Source organism: Candidatus Poribacteria bacterium (assembly GCA_009839745.1).
Classification (GTDB): Bacteria; Poribacteria; WGA-4E; order WGA-4E; family WGA-3G; genus WGA-3G.
In genome coordinates, this window is the sequence record VXPE01000084.1 from 1 (window position 1) to 21,298 (window position 21,298).

Genomic DNA, 21,298 nt, shown 5'->3' on the forward strand with positions numbered 1-21,298 from the left:
CACTGCCTTTCGACAAGGCAGCTTGAATATCATAATATTGTCCAAACTTTAGTTTAGTATAGATAGAAGGTGTTGCAAACAAATATGTTCATCGTAGTTTCAGGAAATATACCGCAAATTCTGTTAACAGCAAACAGTGCTGTTTTAATTAACCCAAAAAGGGGGTAAGTAAACGTGAAACAATTTTTTCAAATTTCGATTCTCAGTTTATCGTTTTTCGTCTTTGCTTTGACAAGTGTTCCAGCGGCAGATTTGGCAATCTATTCAGGCCCGACGAATCCGGGCTGGATTTCGCAAGACGCTGCCATCGCGAATGCTGAGGCGATTATGAATGACGATCAGATGAAAGCCATTTTTGAAAGCATTGAAAACTACGGAGATGGTGACGAGGTCGGCTCCGATTCACCCTTGGGCAAGTGGATGCAAGCCCACACCGGTAACGGACAGCAGGATGTCTTTATTGCTGCGTCCGGCACCGCCCCGAGTGCGATCTATCAATTCCCTAACGTTGACCCAGACGACTCCAATATCGAAAAATTCATCGAAGATGGGAACGTCTTTATCAACGTTGCGGACTGGATTTTGTACATGAGTTATGAAGGCGGGACCCGTAGCGCGAATAACGGTGCGGATGGTGCCGCAAACGTCTTTGACATCCCTGGACTGAGTTTCGGAAACAGGGGTGGCCCCGCAGTCCCCACCGATATGGGCGAAAAATACCTTCCGTCACTCGTTGAGTTTCAATCTGACCGTCCATGGCACCTTGAACAGTTCGATGGCACTGATTGGGAAGTGACCGCCTTTGCTGTTTCAAACAACGATGCCAATTCAGCCGACCCAGCGGTTGCTGTTAATACAACCTATGGCGGCATCATCGCTGCTATGTGGCAAAAAGCGCAACCCGAGTGGGAGGGTGATGACCCACGGGCAAGTGGCGTTATTGAATTTATCGCCAATTGGCTGATGGAAAACGGAAGTATCGCCACCCCAGTAGAACCCCAAGACAAAATAGCGACGGTCTGGGGTAAAATCAAATCTGATCGCTAATTGTCTCTCTGACAACGTGTCTAACAATAACTGGAATGGCACCTTAACGTGCCATTCCAGAAACAACTCACATACTGATGTAAACCTAAAAGGAGGTATTGTACATCATGAAAAAAGTCTATTTGGGTATAACCCTATTGGCGCTCTTTAGTTTTGTGGCTGTAGCTTCAGCCAACAATTTGGCCTTCTATTCAGGACCCACCAACCCGGGTTGGATTTCCGATAAAGCCGTTCGAGAAAACGTTAAAGTCATTACAGACGACCCAGGGATCAAATCCCTCTTTGATAATATTGAGGATTTCGGAGATGGTGATGAAGTGGGTGATGATTCACCCCTTGCGAAGTGGACTGTTGAACATACCGGTAACGGACAACAGGATGTTATCATCCTTGCGTGTGGAACGTGTCCGAGCGGACTGTATGAGTTCCCAAACAAAGATGCCGACGGCTCCAATGTAGAGAACTTCATTGAAGAAGGCAACATTGTCATTAATGTCGCCGACTGGATCTTCTATATGAGTTACGAAGGCGGTGTCCGCAGCCCAAATAACGGTCCTACAGGCGCAGCGAATGTATTTGACATTAATGGACTTACTTTCGGGGCGCGAGTGGGTGGTATGAAACCAACGGATCTCGGCAAAGAATACATTCCATCGATGAAACCCTTCAACTCTGATCGGCCTTGGCACGTAGAGCAATTTAAAGGCTCAGATTGGGATCTCGTCATCTTTGGTGAGGCTGACAAAAATAACGCCGATCCGGCTGTCGCTATCAGCAAGTCACCGGGTAAAGATGGCACCGGTATGATTGCCGCCATGTGGCAGGCCGCCAAACCCGAATGGCCCGACAAACCCGATATCCGCGGTATCGGCGTCGCTGAATTCATCAATAACTGGCTTTCAGAAAACGCGGCCTTCAACGTTGAAGCCAAAAACAAGTTAGCGACAACTTGGGGTTCAATCAAACAGGTTCGCTAATTTCGCATGCTTTATCGTCGAGATAGTTCTTACTTCTTGACCCCTTCTACAAGAAAATGCCTCTCTACCGTCCGAACGGTGCAGAGGCATTTTCTTCTTCTCCGTTTGCCAATTTCTTTATTAGGATCGCTCCTATCTCGCTACGAACGATAACTGCTTCGGAGGTACTTCTGATGAAATACTTTGCCTCAACACTTTTCTCCGCTATCATCTTAGTCCTGTTGTGTCAGCATCTTTGTCCAATCTTTGCAAATGCTGCTACCACTGCCCCAATTGTTTTTACATCAACCCGCGATGGGAATCAGGAAATCTACGTCATGAATTCCAATGGGACCAGAGAGATTAATTTAACTCGGAACCGTGCTGCTGATCTCGATCCTACCTGGTCGCCGGATGGAGAACAGATACTATTTGTCTCAAATCGTGATGGAGTGCGTGATCTCTACTTAATGGATGCAGACGGAGATAATGTCCAGCGTGTCTTTCAGAGATCCGGACACAGAGAACAACCAACATGGTCTCCCGATGGAAAAATGATTGCTTATGCAGTCCCTGAAGAGAATGCTATAATGGTTGCATCAATAACAGGACACTCCGAGAAGCACTTGGCATGGATAGATTGGGGGCGCGCAAATCCGGCGTGGTCACCAGACGGTTCAGAAATAGCTTATGATTGGAAAGGCGGTGGAAAGATTCGACTGATTAACCTGAATACCGACAGCATAAGAGTGTTTCTTGAAGGGAGAAGATTCGTGATGTGGCAGCCAACCTGGTCCCCTACTGGAGACAAACTCGCTTTTGCCGCCCTTAAATGGCCGAAAAATCACGTGGGTCCGCTGAGAGTAGATGATAAACTGACGCTTTACGTTGCGGATCGAGATGGAGCTGGGGTAAAACACCTTGTCAAAGAACCGATTGTTAACCATCCAACTTGGTCTTCAGACGGCAGTGAGATTCTCTATGAAAAGCGCGTTGACAATCGAAGACAACTCTTTAAGGTTGATTCGGAACGTGGAAAACCTCGACAACTCACTCGCAGCGGGGAGAACTACCTGGCAGATTGGATCAATAGTCCAGGATTGCCTGTTGAACCGACAAACGCTACATCAACGACTGTGTGGGGAAAGATGAAGCAGCAGTAGTATTACTATTGTAGATATTAGAATGACCGATACACTATAGGCAGATGCGATTGGAAAATACCACATACTATGGACAGATGACTGGGACAGTTGAAAACCTCGCTCATCTATTTAACAGAAGCATGCTATTTAGGGGACGTAGCTTTCATTTTGCTCCACGTCGTTGTTAATAAATGCGGTTGCGGTGAAACAGGCAAGGCAAACGCTGGATCAAACCAATCTCCGACATAATGCCAGAATCCTGGAGGGGTGAGTTGGACGGGCACTCCGTCCACCAAAGAGACTTTGAACATTTGCAGGTCATCGTTCTTATCAAAAGCATGATAAAGAAGCGTGTTGGCATCCGGAGACCAACTCGGTTCCACAGCGCGACCGACATCTTTGTTAATGACCTGTCGAACCCCCGTGCCGTCACGATTGACAATGTAAATGGTTTCTGTATTATGATTTCCAGGGACTTTGTTCCAGGAAAACGCAAATTTGTCTCCCGTTGGAGACCATGCTACATGCCGGACCCAGTCAGGTGCCTTGGGCGGAAAGAAAAATTTATGTTTCCCCGTTTTCACATTGAGGATACTAACACGCTTTGGATCTCGCGGCCCACCCTCAATAAAGGCTATCTCTGTGCCATCCGGCGACCACGACGGTTGACTCCCTATTACCACGCGTTCCTCTTTTTTCCCATTTATTGGCGCAATATAGATATAATTTATCCCTTGCTCCCAGCGCGTGTAAGCAATCTGTTTTCCATCAGGGGACCATTCTGCGGATCTCCTATCCCTCGATTTGGCAAAAATTCGTCGCACATTAAAGCCATCAGCGTCCATTAGATACAAATCCCAACTCAATCGAGACCGATCGCGATCGGATTTAAAAAGAATCTGCTCCCCCGTCGGCGACCATCTGGGACCGACATCCATTGCGGGATGATGAGTGATTCTCTCCATCCCACTACCGTCGGGGTTTATCAGATAGATATCCCTATTCTTATTGCGTGCTGTCATGAACGCTATTTTAGGGGTTGTAGGTGCTTGTGCCAAAATCGGATAAACGCTCGTGCCGAACAGTATCAGACAGAGAATACAAAGAATGTGTGTGCGTTTCATAGTAAATTCCTCCAGGGTTCAAAACCAAAATGGAATTTCCAAAGTCCCTATTGCTTAATCACGTGTGCCGCTTGCCTGAATCGGCGACAAGCTATTGCGTGCCTGTCTATGGTTGCTGCTACCGGATATGGCTATAAAGTTTGGCAAGCCGCTCTGGTGAGACTTTCAGGAAATATAGGAGCGTTATCAACCAGTTGTTTAATGTCGTTCGGATGATACCCCGCGCTTCCCAGCGTCTGGCGGATAAATGGATGTGTGGAACAATGAGCGTCGTTTTACCGAGTTTTCGCAATCCTTTTGAAAATTCCATCTCTTCCAGAACCGGGACATCTGGAAAACCACCGATTTTCTCAAAGGTGGCGCGTGCTAAAAAAATGCCGCTATCCCCATAAAATACCTTTAGGTATTTGCCTCGGATGTTCCCTGCTATTTCAATCAGACGATAGAGGATACATTTGCCATCGATCTTCTGACGGAATCCACCCCCGATGTAACCTGCCGACAGTGCGGCTTCGACTGCCACCAATGCACCGGTTTCGAGCCAGACATCCGCATGCAGGAAAAGCAGGATATCGCCTGTTGCTGCCGCTGCACCTGCGTTCAGCTGCTTTGCCCTTCCACGCGCCGATGTTAGCACCTCTCCGTATCCCTTCGCAATACAGACAGAACTATCGCTGCTTCCACCATCTACGATGATTAGCTCATGAGGTCCCAATTCAGGCTGAAGTTGGGAGAGTGTTTTGCCCAGAATCTTTGCTTCGTTCAGAATCGGTATAATGACCGATATTTTTCGCGATTTCGCCATGTCCGAACCTGACCGAAGTTTATAGTAGTGAAGAAAACTCTTAAAAACTGTTCAAATCCCCAGTCGCGCTGGAATTAACCAAACACCATTGTGGAACATTATCCTGCAAGCCCACACGCGGCTTGCACAGGAAACAATGCCCAGATTCCCATAGTTAGAAAAGTTGATTGAGCGCAAGTATCGGAAAGACGGACGCATAAATCGGATCCGCATAACCGCCGATGATCTCCCAATAGATGCCCACGCACTGTTCGGGCCATGAACCGTCTTCTCGCTGGTGTTTGAGCAGAAACGCTGTCCCTCGCTCAGCAGCGGAGTTTTCGGAATTCGCGAGCAGGAGGGCATACGTGCTCCAAGCTGTCTGTTCCACTGTGCTTTCAGTGGGATTCCCGAACATATCTTCTCCCCATCCGCCATCCGCATTCTGGGTGCGTTCGAGCCATTCAATACCCCGCTGGACTTCAGGGACATTTTTCAATCCAGCCTTGACGAGTGCTATGATAGCGCAGGCGGTGCCATACGTATCTTTTGCTAACCAGAGGTCTCGCCAATACCCATCTCGATGAATTTGTTTCCGAAGATAGTGGATTCCAGCGTTCATCGCACTCTGACCATCGGGTATATCGGGAATATCGCTCTGATCAACCGCGAGCAGTGCCTCAATGGCATGTGCTGTGATACTCACGCACCCCACATCGCCTTGTCCGGGTTGATATGTACTCCAACTCCCATCGCGGCTTTGCTGTGTCTTTAACCATGCGATGCCACGCTGAACTGCTCCCTCTAAAGCCTCACGATTGATAGGGGCATCCACGAGAAGTGAGCGAATCAGTGCCAGGGTGCCGAGTGCGGTATCATCAGCGTCGCTTGGCAGTGTGCTGTCGCCTAATCCTGAGAACGCCCACCCGCCGTCTTCATTTTGATGGGTGACGAGCCACTGCGCGGCGCGTTTCACTTTATCTGTCAGTTCATCTGTAACCGGGGTTTGTAATCCCAATCCATTGTGTGTCGCGTATACATCTGTGAGGGTGATGATGCTCAACGCTGTGTCCCATACATTCAGGTTCAATGCCTCTCGGCATCCGCCATCAGGATTCCGCGTGGTTTGGAGCCAACCGATCCCGCGTTCGATAAACGCTGCGGTCTCTTCATCAGCTTCCCATTTTTCTTGGAGCTCCATCAGTGCCAAAACAGAGAGGGCAGTAATGTAGTTCACTCGAAACCAACTCCCATCGCTGAGGACATGCGTTTTTAACCATTCCGTGAGGGAGGCTATCATTTCAGGACGTCTTGCTGTGTTTAGTTCAATCATAATGAAGACCGGCACGAGTGTATGCCGTTCAGCAATGAAGAGGGCATCGAACAGTGGTGTGTTGAAAAGCGCGACAGGCGGCACTCGGTGTCTCGGCGGTTTCAACCGACTGCCAAGCAGCGGAATCTTCGTGAGTTGCCGTGCGAGTTTCATGAGAGGGAGGGCATTTTCCGAGAGGGTCAGCTCGTTCCAATCGAATCGATTAAAAGCGGCATACGCCAATTTGATTAAAGCGAGGTGCGGTGGAAATTTCGGGACAGATGTCAGCAGTTTTTGGAGGTCGGTATCGGGTGAACGCTGATGGGTTTGTTCCAGTATTAATTGAACAAATCGGGTGGCTTCTGCATTTGAGACATTTGCGGTATCTAATCCCCATCCGCCATCTTCGTTCTGGTTTGCGATGAACCATTCAATGAGCGCCGGATCTGGGGTTTTGCCTTGGATGAGCTCAATCCAAGCATACGCGCAGGTCGGAAATGTGCTTGAGGAGAGTTGTCCCTCAAAGTTTCCGTCTTTGGAGTGTTGTGTCAGTAAACAAGCAGTGCCGCGTGTTAGCGCGGATTTAATTTCCTTTTTCATATTCTCCCTACTATATCGGGATGCGGTTTTATAGTAAAATCCATAATTACTTTTACACTTTGCATCAGCGAGGTTAGGAAACCTCGCCTCCCGGGGGCAGAACGGTTTAGACCGCTGCTAAGGCGTTCTCCAGCTGTTCTACTGCTTCAATAGCATCCTCAAGTTCTTTTCTGTAAATATTCGCAAAAGTAGCGTGACTGAGTTCGTTTAGAATAAATTTTCGCGCCCATTCAATTTTGTCAACGACCCTTAAATCTAAAAGGAGAAGTCCATCTTCGTCCTTTTCCATTTTTATGGGTATCCAGAAGTCCTCACTTCTCAAATCTCTCGGATTTTCGCGGTACTTGATAGCAAGATCCTTTTTCTCACAATATTGCTTGATTACAGCTTCAAACGCCGTGCGAACATAGATTGCACAGGCTTTGTAATCATTGGCATCAAGATATTCCTTCGCTTTTTCAAGGTATGCCTTATCTTCTGCATAGACCGGAATTTCGTATGCATCGGTTTGGGAGAAATAGAATTCAACGGCTTTCCATTTTCCACTACGGGAGGGGCGTTGTTTGGCGATTTCATACCACGCCTTATCGTAAGTCGTCAAAAAGATCTGGTGGTCTGGAAAGTAGTCGTTCAGAATGTCGAGTACCGGTAGACGGTTTGACATGTCCAAACCTATCAGAACATCGTCAAGGGCAAGAATTTTCATGCCCTCTTTTGGTTCTGGCAAGCATAAGATTGACGAAAGATAGATAGCAATAGCAATTGCTGACAACTTTGCCTCGTTCAGGAAGCGATGATGTGCAGATATATCTGTATCAAAAAATTCAACTTTTAAGAGAATCTCTTGGTTGTCAAGTGTTTTCTCATCTTGGTTGTATGCGACTCTCTGAAAATCTAAGTCAAGTTCGACCTTATATCCAAACTTGTTGAGAATTTCGGATGCCTTTGGACGCAGCTCTGCTAATCTGTTTGTTAGTTCATCGTTAAAAAAGTTTATCCGTCCCTCAAGAGCTGCTATTTGGGTTTTCGCGCCTCTGCGGGGAAATGGCGGCTGAATAATATTCCAATCCTCGGCAAGGGTTCTTTCCGTCACGGGGTTGATGGTATTTGCTAACAATGTCTTAACCAATAAATCAAACAGATTTACTGTGTCGTTTTCACGATGGAGGTAGTGTGTTTCCAACAGCGACTTGTAGTCCAGAAAACCCTTCGCTTTTGACGTTTCACTAATCAGTTCGTCAGTTATTTCTTTAACATCTCTTGACCACTCGTAGGTATTTTTCTCTTGTTGAGACTCTGAAAGAAAACGAAGTTTGATATGACCAGGATCCTCGGTAAAGATGTTCTGATGGGTTTCAAACGCTCGGTTTCTGTTATCCTCGCTATTTTCGGGCACACTGGATTCAAGAAAATACTTTAGGGCGAGATATAGTGACGATTTTCCGCTCCCATTTTCTCCATAAACAAGTAAGTTTTTCCCTGCATTATGAAGATTGATATGATAGATTTGCGGAAAAGCTCTAAAGTTTTTGATCTCAATATTGGTTATTTTCACAGTTTTCCCTGAATGATGCGGACAGGTTTTATACTATCCAAATAATAAAGGTGGCGTCGGACAAGATGCATCCTGTCATATAACAGTTCAAAGATGTCCCGGAAAGCGGACATTTTATCACTCTGAATCTCCTCAATCGATGGCAACCCTTCGTCCAATAACGGTTTCAAGAAAACTTTATTGCTCTTATGAAGTTCCGCAGGTAGGTAAGCCTCATAAACCAATCCATCAATAACGCGCTCAAAGTATCCGAGCATTATGCGGTCGCGGGCATACTTCAAATCCTTGCTGTTTATCTCCGGTTGCTGCTGTAGATAGATCAGATAATCAACGATTTTAGCGATGAGTGCTTTGTGGACCGGCGTGATGTCAGGAATCGGAATCTGTTGGAGATACCCACTCCGCGCCCGAAGCGGATCAATCGTCAATTGGTTCGACACCTGCGAATAAAACCACTCTACAGTCCGAGAATTAAGGAGACCACAGAGCCATGTCTCCTCAGTAGGGATAAGGTAGGCGGTTTTGCCGTAATAATAACCGGCAGTATCAACAGCGAAAGTCTGATGATCATAGGTATCTGGGCAGACCAGTTTGGGTTGCGAAAAACGTTCTGTATCCTTAAGAGATGCTTGAAGTTCATACCATTTCTGTTTGCCTTTTCTTTTACTCAGCGGCTTTCTATGTTTTTCCAGATATTCCAAGATGGCAGGGTAATCGTTGATTGCTATTCCACGATGTGCAAAAATTAACCACTGCTGCGGTGTGTCAACATGCCAACGTCTTATATCCTCTCCATGCAAAAACGGCTTCAAAATATCAATGGATGAAGGGTGTTCCACAATGAGTCTGTCGCGTGTCGCTTTGTCTACAATGAACGCTTCAGTCGGTGATGTATTGAGACCGAAAGCAGGTTTCGTTTTGACATACGTGCCTAATGTTATCCGACTCACATTGCGAAGCTGCTCGCGTAAATTCACGACATTCGGTGATTCAATAGGGGTGCCCCCGACATCCAATACCTTTTGTGTCTTGGGGTAACGGGTCCGCCGACGTTGTGTTAGTAAAAGTGTGATGTCTTTCGGTAATTTAACACGGTGTCGCCGCTCATAAGTCTCAACGTTTTTGTATGAGTTATGAAACGCAGCAATGACATCCATACCCATACGTTTTGCAGTCATTAGATCAACTTTGGCTTTATCCCATTCTTTAAGACGTAACCATGATTCCCCGCGATTATAATAGGCTATACTATCTTCTGAGTCCAGTTCTACAGCCCTTGTATAATCCTCAATAGCACGGTTAACTTTACCTTTTATAAAATAGACTCTACCGCGATTGGTATAAGCAGCAACACCTGCTGGATTCAGGTCTATTGCTTTGGTATAGGCAGTGATTGCTCGATCATATTCCTCTTTGTTAGCATAAGCAGAGCCAAGATTACCATAGGCACCTGCATGATTAGGATCAAGTTCTATAGCTTTGTTGGAGTCTCTAATAGCGAGGTCAACTTCGCCTTTCTTACCATAGGCAGCACCGCGATTGTAATAGGCTTCTGCATAATCTACTTTTCGTCTTATTGCTTCATTATAATCTTTGATGGCTCGGCCAAGATCACCGTTTAGGTCGTGAGAAAGTCCACGATTGTTGTAGACTAAGACATGATCCGGGTACAGTTCTATGGCTCTGCTATAGTCTTCGATTGCTGTCCTATATTTACCTTTGTGATGTTTAGCCACACCGCGATTGATATAAGCATCTGCAAAATTTGGATTTAGTTCTATCGCCTTGTTGTAATTCTTGATTGCCCGATCAAAATCAAATATATTTCCATAAACAAGTCCGCGATTGTTGTAGAGCCCAGCATCTTGTGGATTTAGTTTAATTGCTGTTGTGAAATCCTTGATCGCTTTCGCATGTTCACCATTATTGGCGTAGGCAGCACCCCGATTGTTATATGTGCCAGCATGACGTGGATTCAGGGCAGCCGCCTTATTATAATTTTCTATGGCGATTTCAAACTCATTTTGTAGGTAGTATGCAGTACCGCGGTTGCAATAGGCTTCGACATGGTTTGCATCAAGTTCTATCGCTTTGTTAAAGTCCTCAATAGCAAAACCATATTTTCCCTTTTCGGCGTGAATGATTCCACTGTTATTGTATGTAGCGGCACTATCTTGTTTGCTGGATGGCGTATTGTTAGCGTAAGCAACGCTAAAGATGTTGGAAATATGGGTAAATCCCTGATTCGGTTCTTGCATGGCTTTTTCTCCGCAATACAATTTATTTCGGAGTAATGATACCACGCCAAAAGAATAGATGTCAATCGAATTCGGAGGTGTGAGCCCCAATTAACCCCCCAAGAGGCACATAGATTGGAAATGCCATGCTTTCTATAGACATATCGCTTTGCTCAAGTGTAATCCGCGAAACCTGTGTAATTCGCGATTCAGACACTTTATTTTCCCTTCAAATTCCCCGCCTTCCTTAAATTTTCAAATTTTTAAATCTTCATTGCTCCTTTGAAAAATTAATGATACAATGTAAGCATGAAACACCTTTTGAAAAACACGGAAGTCCTTGCCCTATGCCAAAACAAAACTTCAACGAAAAACTGATCGCACGCCTCAAAAAAAATCCCGACTTCCTTGACGAATCAGGCGAACTCCTCCCCGCCGCAGTCAAAGACCACGCATGGAAACTCGACCCTAACCTCATCAGGCTACTGCTTTCCGATCCAGCGATAAAATCAACCTTCTTTGACGAAATTGACGGACATTGGGTGTTCAACCACAACACCTTTATTGACTACATCAACGAAAAGAACTTCCTTGCCAATTCCTACACCCAATTCCGCAACAAAATCGGCTTGGACATTGACGGAAAATTCTTACGCGAACGCGGCGAGGTTTCACTCGTCTGGCCCTACAAAGATTGCGTGCTTGAAGGCGGACAGACAAAGGAAGCGGAAAAGCGTAAAGAGATTTTCTTCAACGAAATCCTCGCACAAGACGAAATTGACCACCTGTTTGATCCGAAGGCACTTACCAACTGGAAACGCCACACCGTCGCAGGTGAACAAGACGTAACCGAGATCAAGCGCGACAACAACGGCACGATACGCGAAAACTTTATCATCAAAGGCAACAACCTGATCGCACTCCACACACTCAAACAGCAATTCCGTGGACAGATCAAACTGATTTACATCGATCCACCATATAACACCGGAAGTGATAGTTTCGGCTACAATGATAGTTTTAACCGTTCCAGTTGGCTGACGTTTATGAAAAACCGGTTGGAAGTAGCAAAGGAACTATTAACAGACGATGGCGTGTTCTTTGCCAGTTGTGATGACAATGAACATGCATATTTGAAAGTTTTAATGGACGAAATTTTTGGAAATAAAAATTTTGTCACCAATTTTGTAGTCATTCGGGCAGAAGGCGGTGGACTTGCTAAACAAGTGGTAAAAGGGCATGACTACTTATTGACTTATGCAAAAAACATCGAAAAATTTGAACCCTTGAGAAAGCCTAAAGATATCAGAGGCAAGATCGTTGAAAAAGATGGTAAGAAATACTGGATTGAAGAAGACTGGTTGAGAATAGAATTCGGAAAATATGGGACTTGTTATTATGAAGATATTGAGAAAATTAAAGGAAAAGCCAAAAAAGATGAAATTGACAAAGGCATAGAAGCCGGTCAGTACATCCTTTTGAATAAGGGAAAAAATAAAACAATTGTCGGGAGATATAGAGCATTAGACGAAGATGGTTCAAAGTTTTATTCTGTTTTAAAACACCTTAATGCAGATGGTAAGAATGAACTGAAAGATCTTATGGGTGAAGATATTTTTGCTTTTCCAAAGCCAACTGCATTGCTAAAAAAAATCATATTCGGTGCTACTTTTTTTCAAAAAGATAAAGATGCCATTATTCTCGACTTTCACGCTGGTTCAGGAACTACCGCACATGCCGTTTTAGAATTGAACAAGCAAGACAATGGAAATCGGCAATTTATTTTGGTAGAACAGATGGATTATGTTGAAAGTGTTACCATGCCTCGCGTGAAAAAAGTTATAGAAAAGCAAGGTGGCGGCGATTTTATCTATTGTGAATTGATGCAATACAACCAAGCCTACATGGACAAAATCCAAGCTGCACAATCTTCCGCAGAACTCGTTGCCCTCTGGCGGGACATCGCCCAAAACTCCTTCCTAAACTGGTATGTCAATGCTGAAACGCCACAAGAGGCGATGGACGATTTCAACGCCATTGACGATCTTGAGGCACAAAAACATCTATTGGCAGAATTGCTGGATAAAAATCAACTCTATGTCAACCTCTCCGAAATGGAGGATGCAGATTTTGCTGTGAGTGCGGAAGATAAGGCGTTGAATAGGGCGTTTTATAGCGATTCTTCGTAGCGCAAACTTTTAGTTTTCATGCTAATATGCACAAACTGTATGAAGTGTAAAAAAATAATTCGGTAATATTGTGATTTATGTTGTCCTCCAACCCAAGGAGGTATTCTCTCATGGCAAAACACCATAAACTTGAGTTGAGTGCGTCCGAAATCCATGCTCTCATTGCGCTTCGAGATAAAGGCGCACCTGCGTATCTGCGAGAACGTGCGACAGCGATGTTGAAAATCCATGAAGGCTATTCACCACATCAAGTCGCTCGTAGCGGACTCCTGAAAAAGCGAGATCCTGATACCGTCTATGCGTGGCTGCGTCGGTACCGGGAACACGGCATCAGCGGGTTGTCTAATAGACCCGGCAGCGGTCGAAAACCTGCTTTTTCGCCCAAGTCGCCGCAAGAAGCCGAGTCGGAGGTCTTAGTGGCTATCGGTCAGGATCCGGGTCTGGTCAATGAAAATCAAACTCGCTGGACGCTCCGGAGTCTCGGTCAAGTCGTGCCGTGGCTTGAAGAGTTATCGCTACCGGGCATTCATCAGGTTTTTTCACGTTTAGGTCTCAGCTATAAGCGTGCCAGAGAATATGTGCGAAGTCCTGATGAAGCTTATACTGAAAAACTTTCTCGTATCCAGCAAGCTTTAGAAGAAGCCCGTGAGAACCCAGAAACTTGCGTCGTCGTTTATCAAGACGAGTTTGGTTTCAATCTACAACCGACAGTCGCAAAAGACTGGGCGGAGACGGGAACGAAATATCCTTTGGCACGCAAGAGTTATCTTTCACAGGCGACCTGTTATGGCATCGGTGCGCTCAACCCGCACACCGGAGATGTTGTTTATCAACAAGTCGAAAGCTGCACAGTCGTCGCACTCCATACATTTTACACGCAGATTTGCCAACGCTATCGAAAGGCGAAACGCATCTATTTGATTCAGGACAATCGTGCGATACATTTTCATGCCAATCTTATGGCAGCACTTCTGCCACAGACGACGACGTTTACTAAACCGATCCCACCGAATTGGAGCGATAAACAGTCGAGGAAAATAGGCAAACTTGAGAAACTCCCTATTGAGATATTGCAGCTCCCGACGTATGCCTCTTGGACGAATCCGATTGAGAAGTTGTGGCGCTGGGTGCGGCAATCGGTCATACATCTACATCGTCTCAGCAATGACTGGACAGCACTTCAAGAGAAAGTCATCGACTTCATGGAACAATTCAAAGGCGGTTCACAGGAGTTGTTACACTATGTCGGATTATTACCGAATCTGGGTTGCTATCTATGTGCATCCAGAGGAAGTCCTTGAGACCTTGGAGGGCTGGAAACTCGAGGTCGCCCTGCCGTATAATCGGCATAGCGAGTATCTCTTGATGTCAGAGAACTCGGTTGTTGTGGATGCGGGATTCGTAGAAGGTAGTTTTGCATTCATAGAGAACCCAGAAGCGACTCCTTTCCCGATGACAGGTATGGGATTCCCGGGGTCGCCTGCGCCGGGGTTTGATTATCGTCTCTATGATGATCAGGGTCGTCGTGTAGATTTCGGCATCTCGTGCTATAAGCGATTCGATGTCTTTCAGGTGCTCAGGAATGCAGAGGATCCGAGAGTTTGACGAAATGTATCTCTGAAAGATGTTGACTGGAATGCGTCTTGGTTTATCAGAAGTGAGTGGACGGTTCCGATGCCTGCGCCTGCTGCACCGTCTCTCATCAAAAAGAGTGTTGTTGGCACATGGGCGGATCTGAAGAAAAAATAATATCGTTTGGGCAATTTTAAAAATCTATGTGTGAGAGTAGATGCAAGTTCCTATTCCCGGTTCGTAAGCTTCAACAAGAACACCTTCCATGAACAAACTTTATTTCGGTGATAACGGACGGAGCTACCCACGTCTCCAGTTCTGGCAGATTGATGATGCGTATTTCGAGAATCCAGAGGTTATCAATACGTTCGTTCGGTTGCCGATGGAGTGGCGGATTCGTCCGAGTCAGAAATCGGAACGGCATTTCGGTGGGGAACAGCGAGAGTTTTTTTAAGTAGTTGTTGACTGTCAAACTGGGACGGATGGATGCCAAAAGACTTTGGAAGAAGGCGTAAGCGCGTGGAGAGCCCCTACCCATTTTTTGAAAGTTTCCGAAACATTTTCCGTGATTTTAGCAAAATTCCTATTCTACATCAAGTTGAATGTAAAATAACGAATCTGTTTGAAAATAAGTCCGAAATTTGGTATGATACCCCTACTCTATATTCAACGTAGGACTTGGCGTAATTCACGGACTGCTATGAAAATTATACACACCGCCGATTGGCACATCGGTCAACGGCTCCACGAACGTTCCCGACTTGATGAACATGAACAATTCTTGGAGTGGCTCCTTGAAACAATCCAGGAACGTAAGGTCGATCTCCTCCTCGTTTCCGGCGATATTTTTGATACGTCCCTTCCGTCAGCAGAAGCAACGAACCTCTATTATCGGTTCCTCTACCGTCTTTTCAATGAAACGGGTGCTTATACAGTGATTACCGCCGGGAATCACGATTCAGCGCGACATTTGGAAGCCCCACGCGAATTTCTCAAAATGGGTAGAATTCACGTCGTCGGTCTCGCAGATGAGGCTGATGACTGTGTCTTTCCGTTTCCGCCCGACAACCCGCGCGTCATGGTTGCCCCTGTTCCATACCTGTCCGAGACAGAACTTCCATACGTCTCTTATGAGACGGAAATAGAAAAGAGCGAACGGTATCGGGAACGACTCAAATCGTTCTATACCGATTGTGTCTCTTGCATGCCAGCGGAACTCCCTAAGATTCTGATGGGGCATCTCTTTGTGCAAGGCGGAAAAGTAACGGATTCTGAACGAAATATCCAAATCGGCGGTGCAACCGCTATCCATGCCAGTGATTTTCCAGATGGTGTGAATTATGTTGCTTTGGGACACCTCCACAGACCACAGACAATCAAGGACACCGATTACCCGATCCGGTATTCAGGCTCACCGATTCCACTACGGTTCAACGAGGTAGGTTATCGTAAAAAGGTGTATCTATTGGAATTATCTGGCGATGGCACACTGATACAAGATGCGGAAATTGAGATTCCTGTGTTCAAGGAGCTTTGTACTGTCGAGGGTAATGAAGTTTCGGTTTTGTCAGAAGCGATAACAGGAGAGTGGGATGAGAAATATATTCAGGTCAAGTTGAAATTGGATACACCAAAAGTTGGCATTAGCGATGATATCCGTCAAGCCTTTAGTGAGCGTGGCGGTGATGTTCTAAGTGTTGAACTTGAGTTACCAGAGGCAACACAGGGACCTGTAATTTCTGTTGAGGAAATGGAACGTCCCGAAAAAATCTTTGCGCAATTTTACAAAGCGAAATTCGAGGGTGAACTCCCCGATGAAACCTTAGCACAGACATTCAGTGAATTGCTCCAGATGGTTTCAGACAGCAGTCAGTGAAGCGGTTTTCTTTATGATAATATCAAAACCCGTAGCCTGCAACAACGGCGCAGAAATACGCAGAAATACGCAGAAACACCCTATCAATACGCAGAAATACCCAAGCAAAAACACCCCAAGCAAAAACACGCAGGCGGATTTAAGGGATGTCGCTGATAGTTCTGACGTGCGTTATTTTTCCGCAAGGTAAAATTAAAAAATGAAAATATGCAAATTGAAACTTAAGAATCTGAATAGTTTTCGAGGAGAACAGGAAATTGATTTTGAGAGCGGGCTGTTAAGTGATGCCTCACTCGTGGCAATTACCGGTCCGACAGGGGCAGGAAAAACAACCTTGTTGGACGCGATTTGCGTCGCGCTGTATGGGAAAACGCCGCGCTTGAGTGGACAAGGCAGCCAAAATCCGAAACACCTCATCAGTCATGGCGAAAAAGAAGGGTTCGCTGAAGTCCATTTTATTGCAAACGATACCCGTTATCTGGCGACTTGGTCCGCTACGCAAAGAGGGGCACCGAAGGGAGAGTTGCGTTATGCAGACACTGACAAATTAATCACTGATAAATTGGCGAAGAAGGGTAAATCTCTCGGTTCCAGCCAAAACACAGTGAGCGAAGAAGTCGCGGTGATCTTGGGTCTCGATTTTGATGCTTTTAAGCGTTCCGTTATGCTGGCACAAGGCGAGTTTGCAGCCTTTTTGAAGGCAAAAGACGAAGATCGACGGACGATTTTAGAGGCAACTGCAGGAATCGGTATCTACGATGAACTGAAAAAGGCGTTAAATGACAAGGTGAGTGCGGTTGAGACAACGACTGCAGAGGTCCTTGACAAATTGAACAAAATTCCGGAAGCCTCTCAGGCGCAACTCACAGAAGCCGAGACAGCACTTGATAGTTTACAAACGGAAGCCGAGGCATTCGGGACGCAAAGCCAACACATCCAAGATGAAAAGCAGCGCGAAGAGGGACGCAAAGCCGATTTTGAGAGACTCCAATCTTCAAAAGATCGTCAAAATGAACTCACTGTTCAGCAACCCGAAATTGATACACTTCAAACGACGCTCGAAAACGCGAAGCGTGCGCAACGACTTCTTCCTGAAAAACAAGCGTATGATACGGCAAAATCCGATCTCGAACATGCAGAGAAAGCACGCCATACAGCAACAACCGAGAAAACCGAGGCAGCGGCGCAGGTGAAAACCGATCAGACTGCTTATGACGAAAAAGGGGAAGCCTATCGAACTATCTCTGATGAACATACTCAGAAAATCCCACTTTACGCAGATGCGAAGTTAGAGGTTGGTCAAGCGAAGAACCAGTTCGACCAAGCAGAAAAACGGGAACCAACTCTGGCGAATTTGAGTGAGCAGATTGACACGCTCGAGGACCAATTGTCCGATAGACAGACGCAGCAAACCGAGTTGCAAGAACAGATTGATGATGCCCAACGTTTTTTGGAAGAGAATCCGCTTCCATTAAATAGGCAGCAACGTCTTACGCAGGCGACTGGTCTTCTGGCGAAACTCACTTCAAACGAAAAGCAGTTGGAAGCTGAGATGACGAATAAAGCGAGTGTTGGAAAGAAGGCATCGTCATTGAAAAAGGAAATTGAAAAATTATCTAAAACCCAGGAAGAATGCCTCTCAGAAAAAGCATCGGCAGAGACAAAGTTAGAGGATGCCAAGACACACTTAAACAAACTTTTGGCGACCGCCACCCGCGAAAAATGGACTGACTGGAAACAACAAGCAGCCCAGACGCACACCGTCGTGCAGAAATATGAGCAGATGATAGAGGATTTGGAAAATATCTCACAACAGGTGGACGACTTAAACAATACTTTATCAACACTGGATACGGAATTGCTAAAAATCGAAGAAAGATTCCAAGAGCAAGCAAAGGTGTATCGGCATGCTGCAGAAGAGGTTGAACACGCTGATGAGGTATTAAGATCCGCTGTGTTGACCAACCCGATCAATCAACTCCGACAACGTCTTCATACTGGAGAACCGTGCTCGGTGTGTGGGGCTACGGAACATCCCTTGGCGGGTGTTGTGGAACCTGAAAGTGAGGAACGGGTGCAAGAGGCTGAAAATGCGTTAGAGAACGCGAAAATTGCAGCACAAGCCGCACAGGACCAGATGCAGGATTTGCGAACGAAAGGGATTCAACTTCAACAGCGCAAGGAGAGCATTATCAGTCAAATGGAGGAAGAGTGGAAGAAAACAGGCGTGATCGAAGACGAAGCGAGGTCGCTTTCTATAGAGTGGAATCTGGACCCAGATAAGTTGGAGTCGCTTGCTGTGGAACGGGGGGTGAGCCGAGACGAGTTAGATGTGCTTTCTATGAAGTGGGAGATGGTTTATCCGGATATGGACATTTCGTCTGATTGGATAGATGAACAGATGGAGAAGGCGGATCTTGCTATCGCAGCCATCGGAGCGGCAGAACAGGCACGGACGAAAGCATCGCACGCTTATGAAATGGTATCCCAACAGCTCGAAACCTCTGAGAATGACCTCGCGCGCGAAACTGATTCCTTGAATGCGGTTCGGAATGAGTTGATCGATCTAAGTGATACGATTGAGGGTTTGAAAGAGGACATCGCATCTACTGAGAGTAATTTTTGGGAGTTGTTACCGAAGATGTTTCATGGGGTTGCACCGAAGCAGACACTGCAGCGGTTTGAAGAGAAGATTGAGGAAGTTGCAACGTGCCAAACGGGGTTAAATCGCGCAGAATCTGATCTTAAACTGCTTAACGCTAACATTGAAGCCGATCAGAACAGGCTTGAGACTTTACGCAATAATCGCCAGGATTTGCAAGAGGAGATAGACGGATACCGACGTGAGGGAGAAACATATCTCAATGCCATCCGTGATAAAACGGGTGGGTTGGAAACAGAAGATGAAATTAACACTGCTATGGATAAGTTGGCAGCGGAACTAAAGGCGAAAGAGAAAGCGCGTGATGATGCTGAACAGCAATTCCAGAACAGTCAAAATCTGCTCACCCAAAAGCAGACGACCCATGGGCATTGCGAGAAACAGTATGAAGAATCCTCCAAAAAACTTGAAACTGCGCGCGATATTTACTTTCAGAGGTTAGATGAAGCGGGATTCGACTCACCTGAAGCACACGATAATGCTTTCCGAAACGATGACCAGATACAAGACTTAACCAACCAAATTGACACCCACGAAGATGAAAAGCGGGGACTTGAATTAGTGATTACCGAATTGCGAACCCGGTTTGAGGAAACACCCTTCGATCCAGAAGCATTGGGACGAATTGAAGTCCAAGTAGAAGAAATTGGAGAGCACCTCCAAGCCGCACAGCAGGAAGTTGGTGCGCAACAACAGAAAATCGGCGACTTGAAGGACGCACTTGAAAAACGTGAGGCACTCGGGGCTGAAATCAGTGAGGCTGAGCAGGAATTGAACCGTTGGAAAAGATTACAGGACACAATTCCGAGAAACGACCTACGCGATTTTGCTTTGGAGATTATGTTCAGGCAAATGGGGAGTTTAGCGAATGACCAGTTGCGTTATCTCACCTCTGAGCGGTACCAACTTAAAGTTGAAGGAATCGGTGATTTGACTGTTATCGACCGATGGAACGCCAACGAGGAACGTCCTGTTGAAACGCTCTCTGGTGGGGAATCGTTCCTGACGAGTCTCGCTTTGGCACTCGCACTTGCGGATCTGAGTCGGGGACGCGCGCAACTCAATTCGCTGTTTCTCGACGAAGGATTCGGCACGCTCGATACCGAGACACTTGACGTTGCTATCGCTGCACTGGAAGGACTCCGTATGCAGGGACGAAGTATCTTTCTCATCAGCCATATTCAGGAGTTAACAAGGCGTTTGCCCGTCAAGATCAACGTTAGCAAGCGCGGAAACGGTAGTTCATCTGTTGACATTCGGGGTTAACCTATCTTTGATGTTCCTAAACCGCAAGCCTGCAACAACGGCGCAGGCGACTCCAGAAAAAAGAACATCAACGATTCAAACTCACGCCGTTGCTCCGCAAGGAAAAATTAAAAAATGCGATTTGGTTTTATGTCGTCTGTGTGTCCGCCACTAACACTGGCGGAACTCATTGACAAAGCGAAACACTACAATTACAAACACTTAGAACTTCGCGTGGAGTGGGATCACGGACACGGCGTAGAGTTGGATTCCACACCGCAGCAGCTGCAGGAGGCGCGCCACCGCTTTGCCGATAGCGGTATTGAACTCTCCTGCATTGCGACCGGGGTGCGATTCATAGATCCCGACGCCCAAAAACGTGCCGAACAGGTGGAGTTGCTCAAACGGTATATAGACTTGTCCGAAACGATGGGTGCCAAGAATATTCGGATTTTCGGGGATCGGGTACCAGAAACCCCTGTTGCGGTATCTCAGACTTTGGATTGGGAAGCGGAAGGTATTCGTGCGTGCGACGGCTTAGCGGGCGATGCGGGGGTTGCGCTCTGTTTGGAGACACACGGCAATCTCATCGCGAGTTACGTAACGGAGACTTTACATCGAGCGGAAGCGCAGAACACCTTTGCGAATTGGCACGCTGCGCATCATGTTCGACACGGGGAACCCGTCAATGTCGCTTATGTGCATCTGCGTGGCAAGGTGCGGCATGCCCATGTCAACTTCGGCGACAGGGGTCCCTTACCGGACACGGAGAAAGATTCGCTTACACTGCTCTCACAGGACGGATACGACGGGTTTGTCTCTATTGAGGTGATTAACCCACCGGATTCAGATGCAGTGCTGCAACGGCATATAGAACTCTACAACGCTTTATCCTAATCGGACTTAGAGACAACTTTCCACGCATCAAATAACAACGAAACCGTAGGGGCGAGGTTACCTCGCCCGTAATAGATTGCCCAATTAATCTAACCGA

At 46.3% G+C, this 21,298-nt stretch carries 15 protein-coding genes; 10 read left to right on the forward strand and 5 right to left on the reverse strand.

The window, feature by feature from the left end:
- Window positions 1–174 precede the first annotated feature (174 nt).
- The 3 genes from F4X88_13800 (at window position 175) to F4X88_13810 (ending at window position 3,166) form a co-directional block, all read left to right on the forward strand.
- On the forward strand, window positions 175–1,047 hold the full coding sequence (locus F4X88_13800; protein MYA57362.1) for a hypothetical protein: 873 nt from the start codon (window positions 175–177) through the stop codon (window positions 1,045–1,047).
- 107 nt (window positions 1,048–1,154) lie between these two features.
- On the forward strand, window positions 1,155–2,024 hold the full coding sequence (locus F4X88_13805) for a hypothetical protein (GenBank protein ID MYA57363.1): 870 nt from the start codon (window positions 1,155–1,157) through the stop codon (window positions 2,022–2,024).
- A 56-nt stretch (window positions 2,025–2,080) separates the two neighbouring features.
- Complete coding sequence (locus F4X88_13810) at window positions 2,081–3,166, forward strand: hypothetical protein (GenBank protein ID MYA57364.1); 1,086 nt, start codon at window positions 2,081–2,083, stop codon at window positions 3,164–3,166.
- 125 nt (window positions 3,167–3,291) lie between these two features.
- Here the strand turns inward: F4X88_13810 and F4X88_13815 are convergent, their stop codons facing one another.
- The 5 genes from F4X88_13815 to F4X88_13835 all read right to left on the reverse strand — a co-directional run bounded on the left by F4X88_13815 (window position 3,292) and on the right by F4X88_13835 (window position 10,781).
- A complete protein-coding gene (locus F4X88_13815; GenBank protein ID MYA57365.1) occupies window positions 3,292–4,272 on the reverse strand; it encodes a hypothetical protein in 981 nt (326 codons plus the stop codon).
- A 118-nt stretch (window positions 4,273–4,390) separates the two neighbouring features.
- Entirely contained in the window at window positions 4,391–5,077 is a 687-nt protein-coding gene (locus F4X88_13820) for a glycosyltransferase (GenBank protein ID MYA57366.1), read from the reverse strand.
- A gap of 154 nt (window positions 5,078–5,231) precedes the next feature.
- Window positions 5,232–6,968 carry a hypothetical protein gene (locus tag F4X88_13825; GenBank protein MYA57367.1) on the reverse strand — a complete coding sequence of 579 codons (1,737 nt, stop codon included), beginning with the start codon at window positions 6,966–6,968 and terminating at the stop codon, window positions 5,232–5,234.
- 106 nt (window positions 6,969–7,074) lie between these two features.
- Window positions 7,075–8,523 carry an ATP-binding protein gene (locus F4X88_13830; protein ID MYA57368.1) on the reverse strand — a complete coding sequence of 483 codons (1,449 nt, stop codon included), beginning with the start codon at window positions 8,521–8,523 and terminating at the stop codon, window positions 7,075–7,077.
- Window positions 8,520–10,781, reverse strand: coding sequence for a tetratricopeptide repeat protein (locus tag F4X88_13835; protein ID MYA57369.1), 2,262 nt, complete (start codon window positions 10,779–10,781; stop codon window positions 8,520–8,522). Before F4X88_13835 ends, F4X88_13830 begins: the two co-directional genes overlap by 4 nt.
- A gap of 272 nt (window positions 10,782–11,053) precedes the next feature.
- On the opposite strand from F4X88_13835, the gene F4X88_13840 reads away from it, so the two are divergent.
- The 7 genes from F4X88_13840 (at window position 11,054) to F4X88_13870 (ending at window position 21,201) form a co-directional block, all read left to right on the forward strand.
- Window positions 11,054–12,949, forward strand: coding sequence for a site-specific DNA-methyltransferase (locus F4X88_13840; GenBank protein ID MYA57370.1), 1,896 nt, complete (start codon window positions 11,054–11,056; stop codon window positions 12,947–12,949).
- Between the two features lie 77 nt (window positions 12,950–13,026).
- Window positions 13,027–14,250 (forward strand): IS630 family transposase, encoded by a 1,224-nt coding sequence (locus tag F4X88_13845; GenBank protein ID MYA57371.1) that lies wholly within the window; start codon window positions 13,027–13,029, stop codon window positions 14,248–14,250.
- A complete protein-coding gene (locus F4X88_13850) occupies window positions 14,192–14,554 on the forward strand; it encodes a hypothetical protein (protein ID MYA57372.1) in 363 nt (120 codons plus the stop codon). Before F4X88_13845 ends, F4X88_13850 begins: the two co-directional genes overlap by 59 nt.
- A gap of 232 nt (window positions 14,555–14,786) precedes the next feature.
- Window positions 14,787–14,975 (forward strand): hypothetical protein, encoded by a 189-nt coding sequence (locus F4X88_13855; protein MYA57373.1) that lies wholly within the window; start codon window positions 14,787–14,789, stop codon window positions 14,973–14,975.
- A gap of 192 nt (window positions 14,976–15,167) precedes the next feature.
- Window positions 15,168–16,397, forward strand: coding sequence for an exonuclease subunit SbcD (sbcD, locus tag F4X88_13860; GenBank protein ID MYA57374.1), 1,230 nt, complete (start codon window positions 15,168–15,170; stop codon window positions 16,395–16,397).
- A gap of 199 nt (window positions 16,398–16,596) precedes the next feature.
- Window positions 16,597–20,325 carry an AAA family ATPase gene (locus F4X88_13865; protein ID MYA57375.1) on the forward strand — a complete coding sequence of 1,243 codons (3,729 nt, stop codon included), beginning with the start codon at window positions 16,597–16,599 and terminating at the stop codon, window positions 20,323–20,325.
- A gap of 114 nt (window positions 20,326–20,439) precedes the next feature.
- Entirely contained in the window at window positions 20,440–21,201 is a 762-nt protein-coding gene (locus F4X88_13870; GenBank protein ID MYA57376.1) for a sugar phosphate isomerase/epimerase, read from the forward strand.
- Window positions 21,202–21,298: the final 97 nt, after the last annotated feature.

What these genes read in the sequence shown, in the direction of transcription:
- F4X88_13870 (MYA57376.1), top strand. Translation starts at nt 20,440, where the DNA reads ATGCGATTTGGTTTTATGTCGTCTGTGTGTCCGCCACTAACACTGGCG.
- F4X88_13855 (MYA57373.1), top strand. Translation starts at nt 14,787, where the DNA reads ATGAACAAACTTTATTTCGGTGATAACGGACGGAGCTACCCACGTCTC.
- F4X88_13845 (MYA57371.1), top strand. Translation starts at nt 13,027, where the DNA reads ATGTTGTCCTCCAACCCAAGGAGGTATTCTCTCATGGCAAAACACCAT.
- F4X88_13805 (MYA57363.1), top strand. Translation starts at nt 1,155, where the DNA reads ATGAAAAAAGTCTATTTGGGTATAACCCTATTGGCGCTCTTTAGTTTT.
- F4X88_13865 (MYA57375.1), top strand. Translation starts at nt 16,597, where the DNA reads ATGAAAATATGCAAATTGAAACTTAAGAATCTGAATAGTTTTCGAGGA.
- F4X88_13835 (MYA57369.1), bottom strand. Translation starts at nt 10,781, where the DNA reads ATGCAAGAACCGAATCAGGGATTTACCCATATTTCCAACATCTTTAGC.
- F4X88_13825 (MYA57367.1), bottom strand. Translation starts at nt 6,968, where the DNA reads ATGAAAAAGGAAATTAAATCCGCGCTAACACGCGGCACTGCTTGTTTA.
- F4X88_13820 (MYA57366.1), bottom strand. Translation starts at nt 5,077, where the DNA reads ATGGCGAAATCGCGAAAAATATCGGTCATTATACCGATTCTGAACGAA.
- sbcD (MYA57374.1), top strand. Translation starts at nt 15,168, where the DNA reads ATGATACCCCTACTCTATATTCAACGTAGGACTTGGCGTAATTCACGG.
- F4X88_13815 (MYA57365.1), bottom strand. Translation starts at nt 4,272, where the DNA reads ATGAAACGCACACACATTCTTTGTATTCTCTGTCTGATACTGTTCGGC.
- F4X88_13850 (MYA57372.1), top strand. Translation starts at nt 14,192, where the DNA reads ATGTCGGATTATTACCGAATCTGGGTTGCTATCTATGTGCATCCAGAG.
- F4X88_13810 (MYA57364.1), top strand. Translation starts at nt 2,081, where the DNA reads ATGCCTCTCTACCGTCCGAACGGTGCAGAGGCATTTTCTTCTTCTCCG.
- F4X88_13840 (MYA57370.1), top strand. Translation starts at nt 11,054, where the DNA reads ATGATACAATGTAAGCATGAAACACCTTTTGAAAAACACGGAAGTCCT.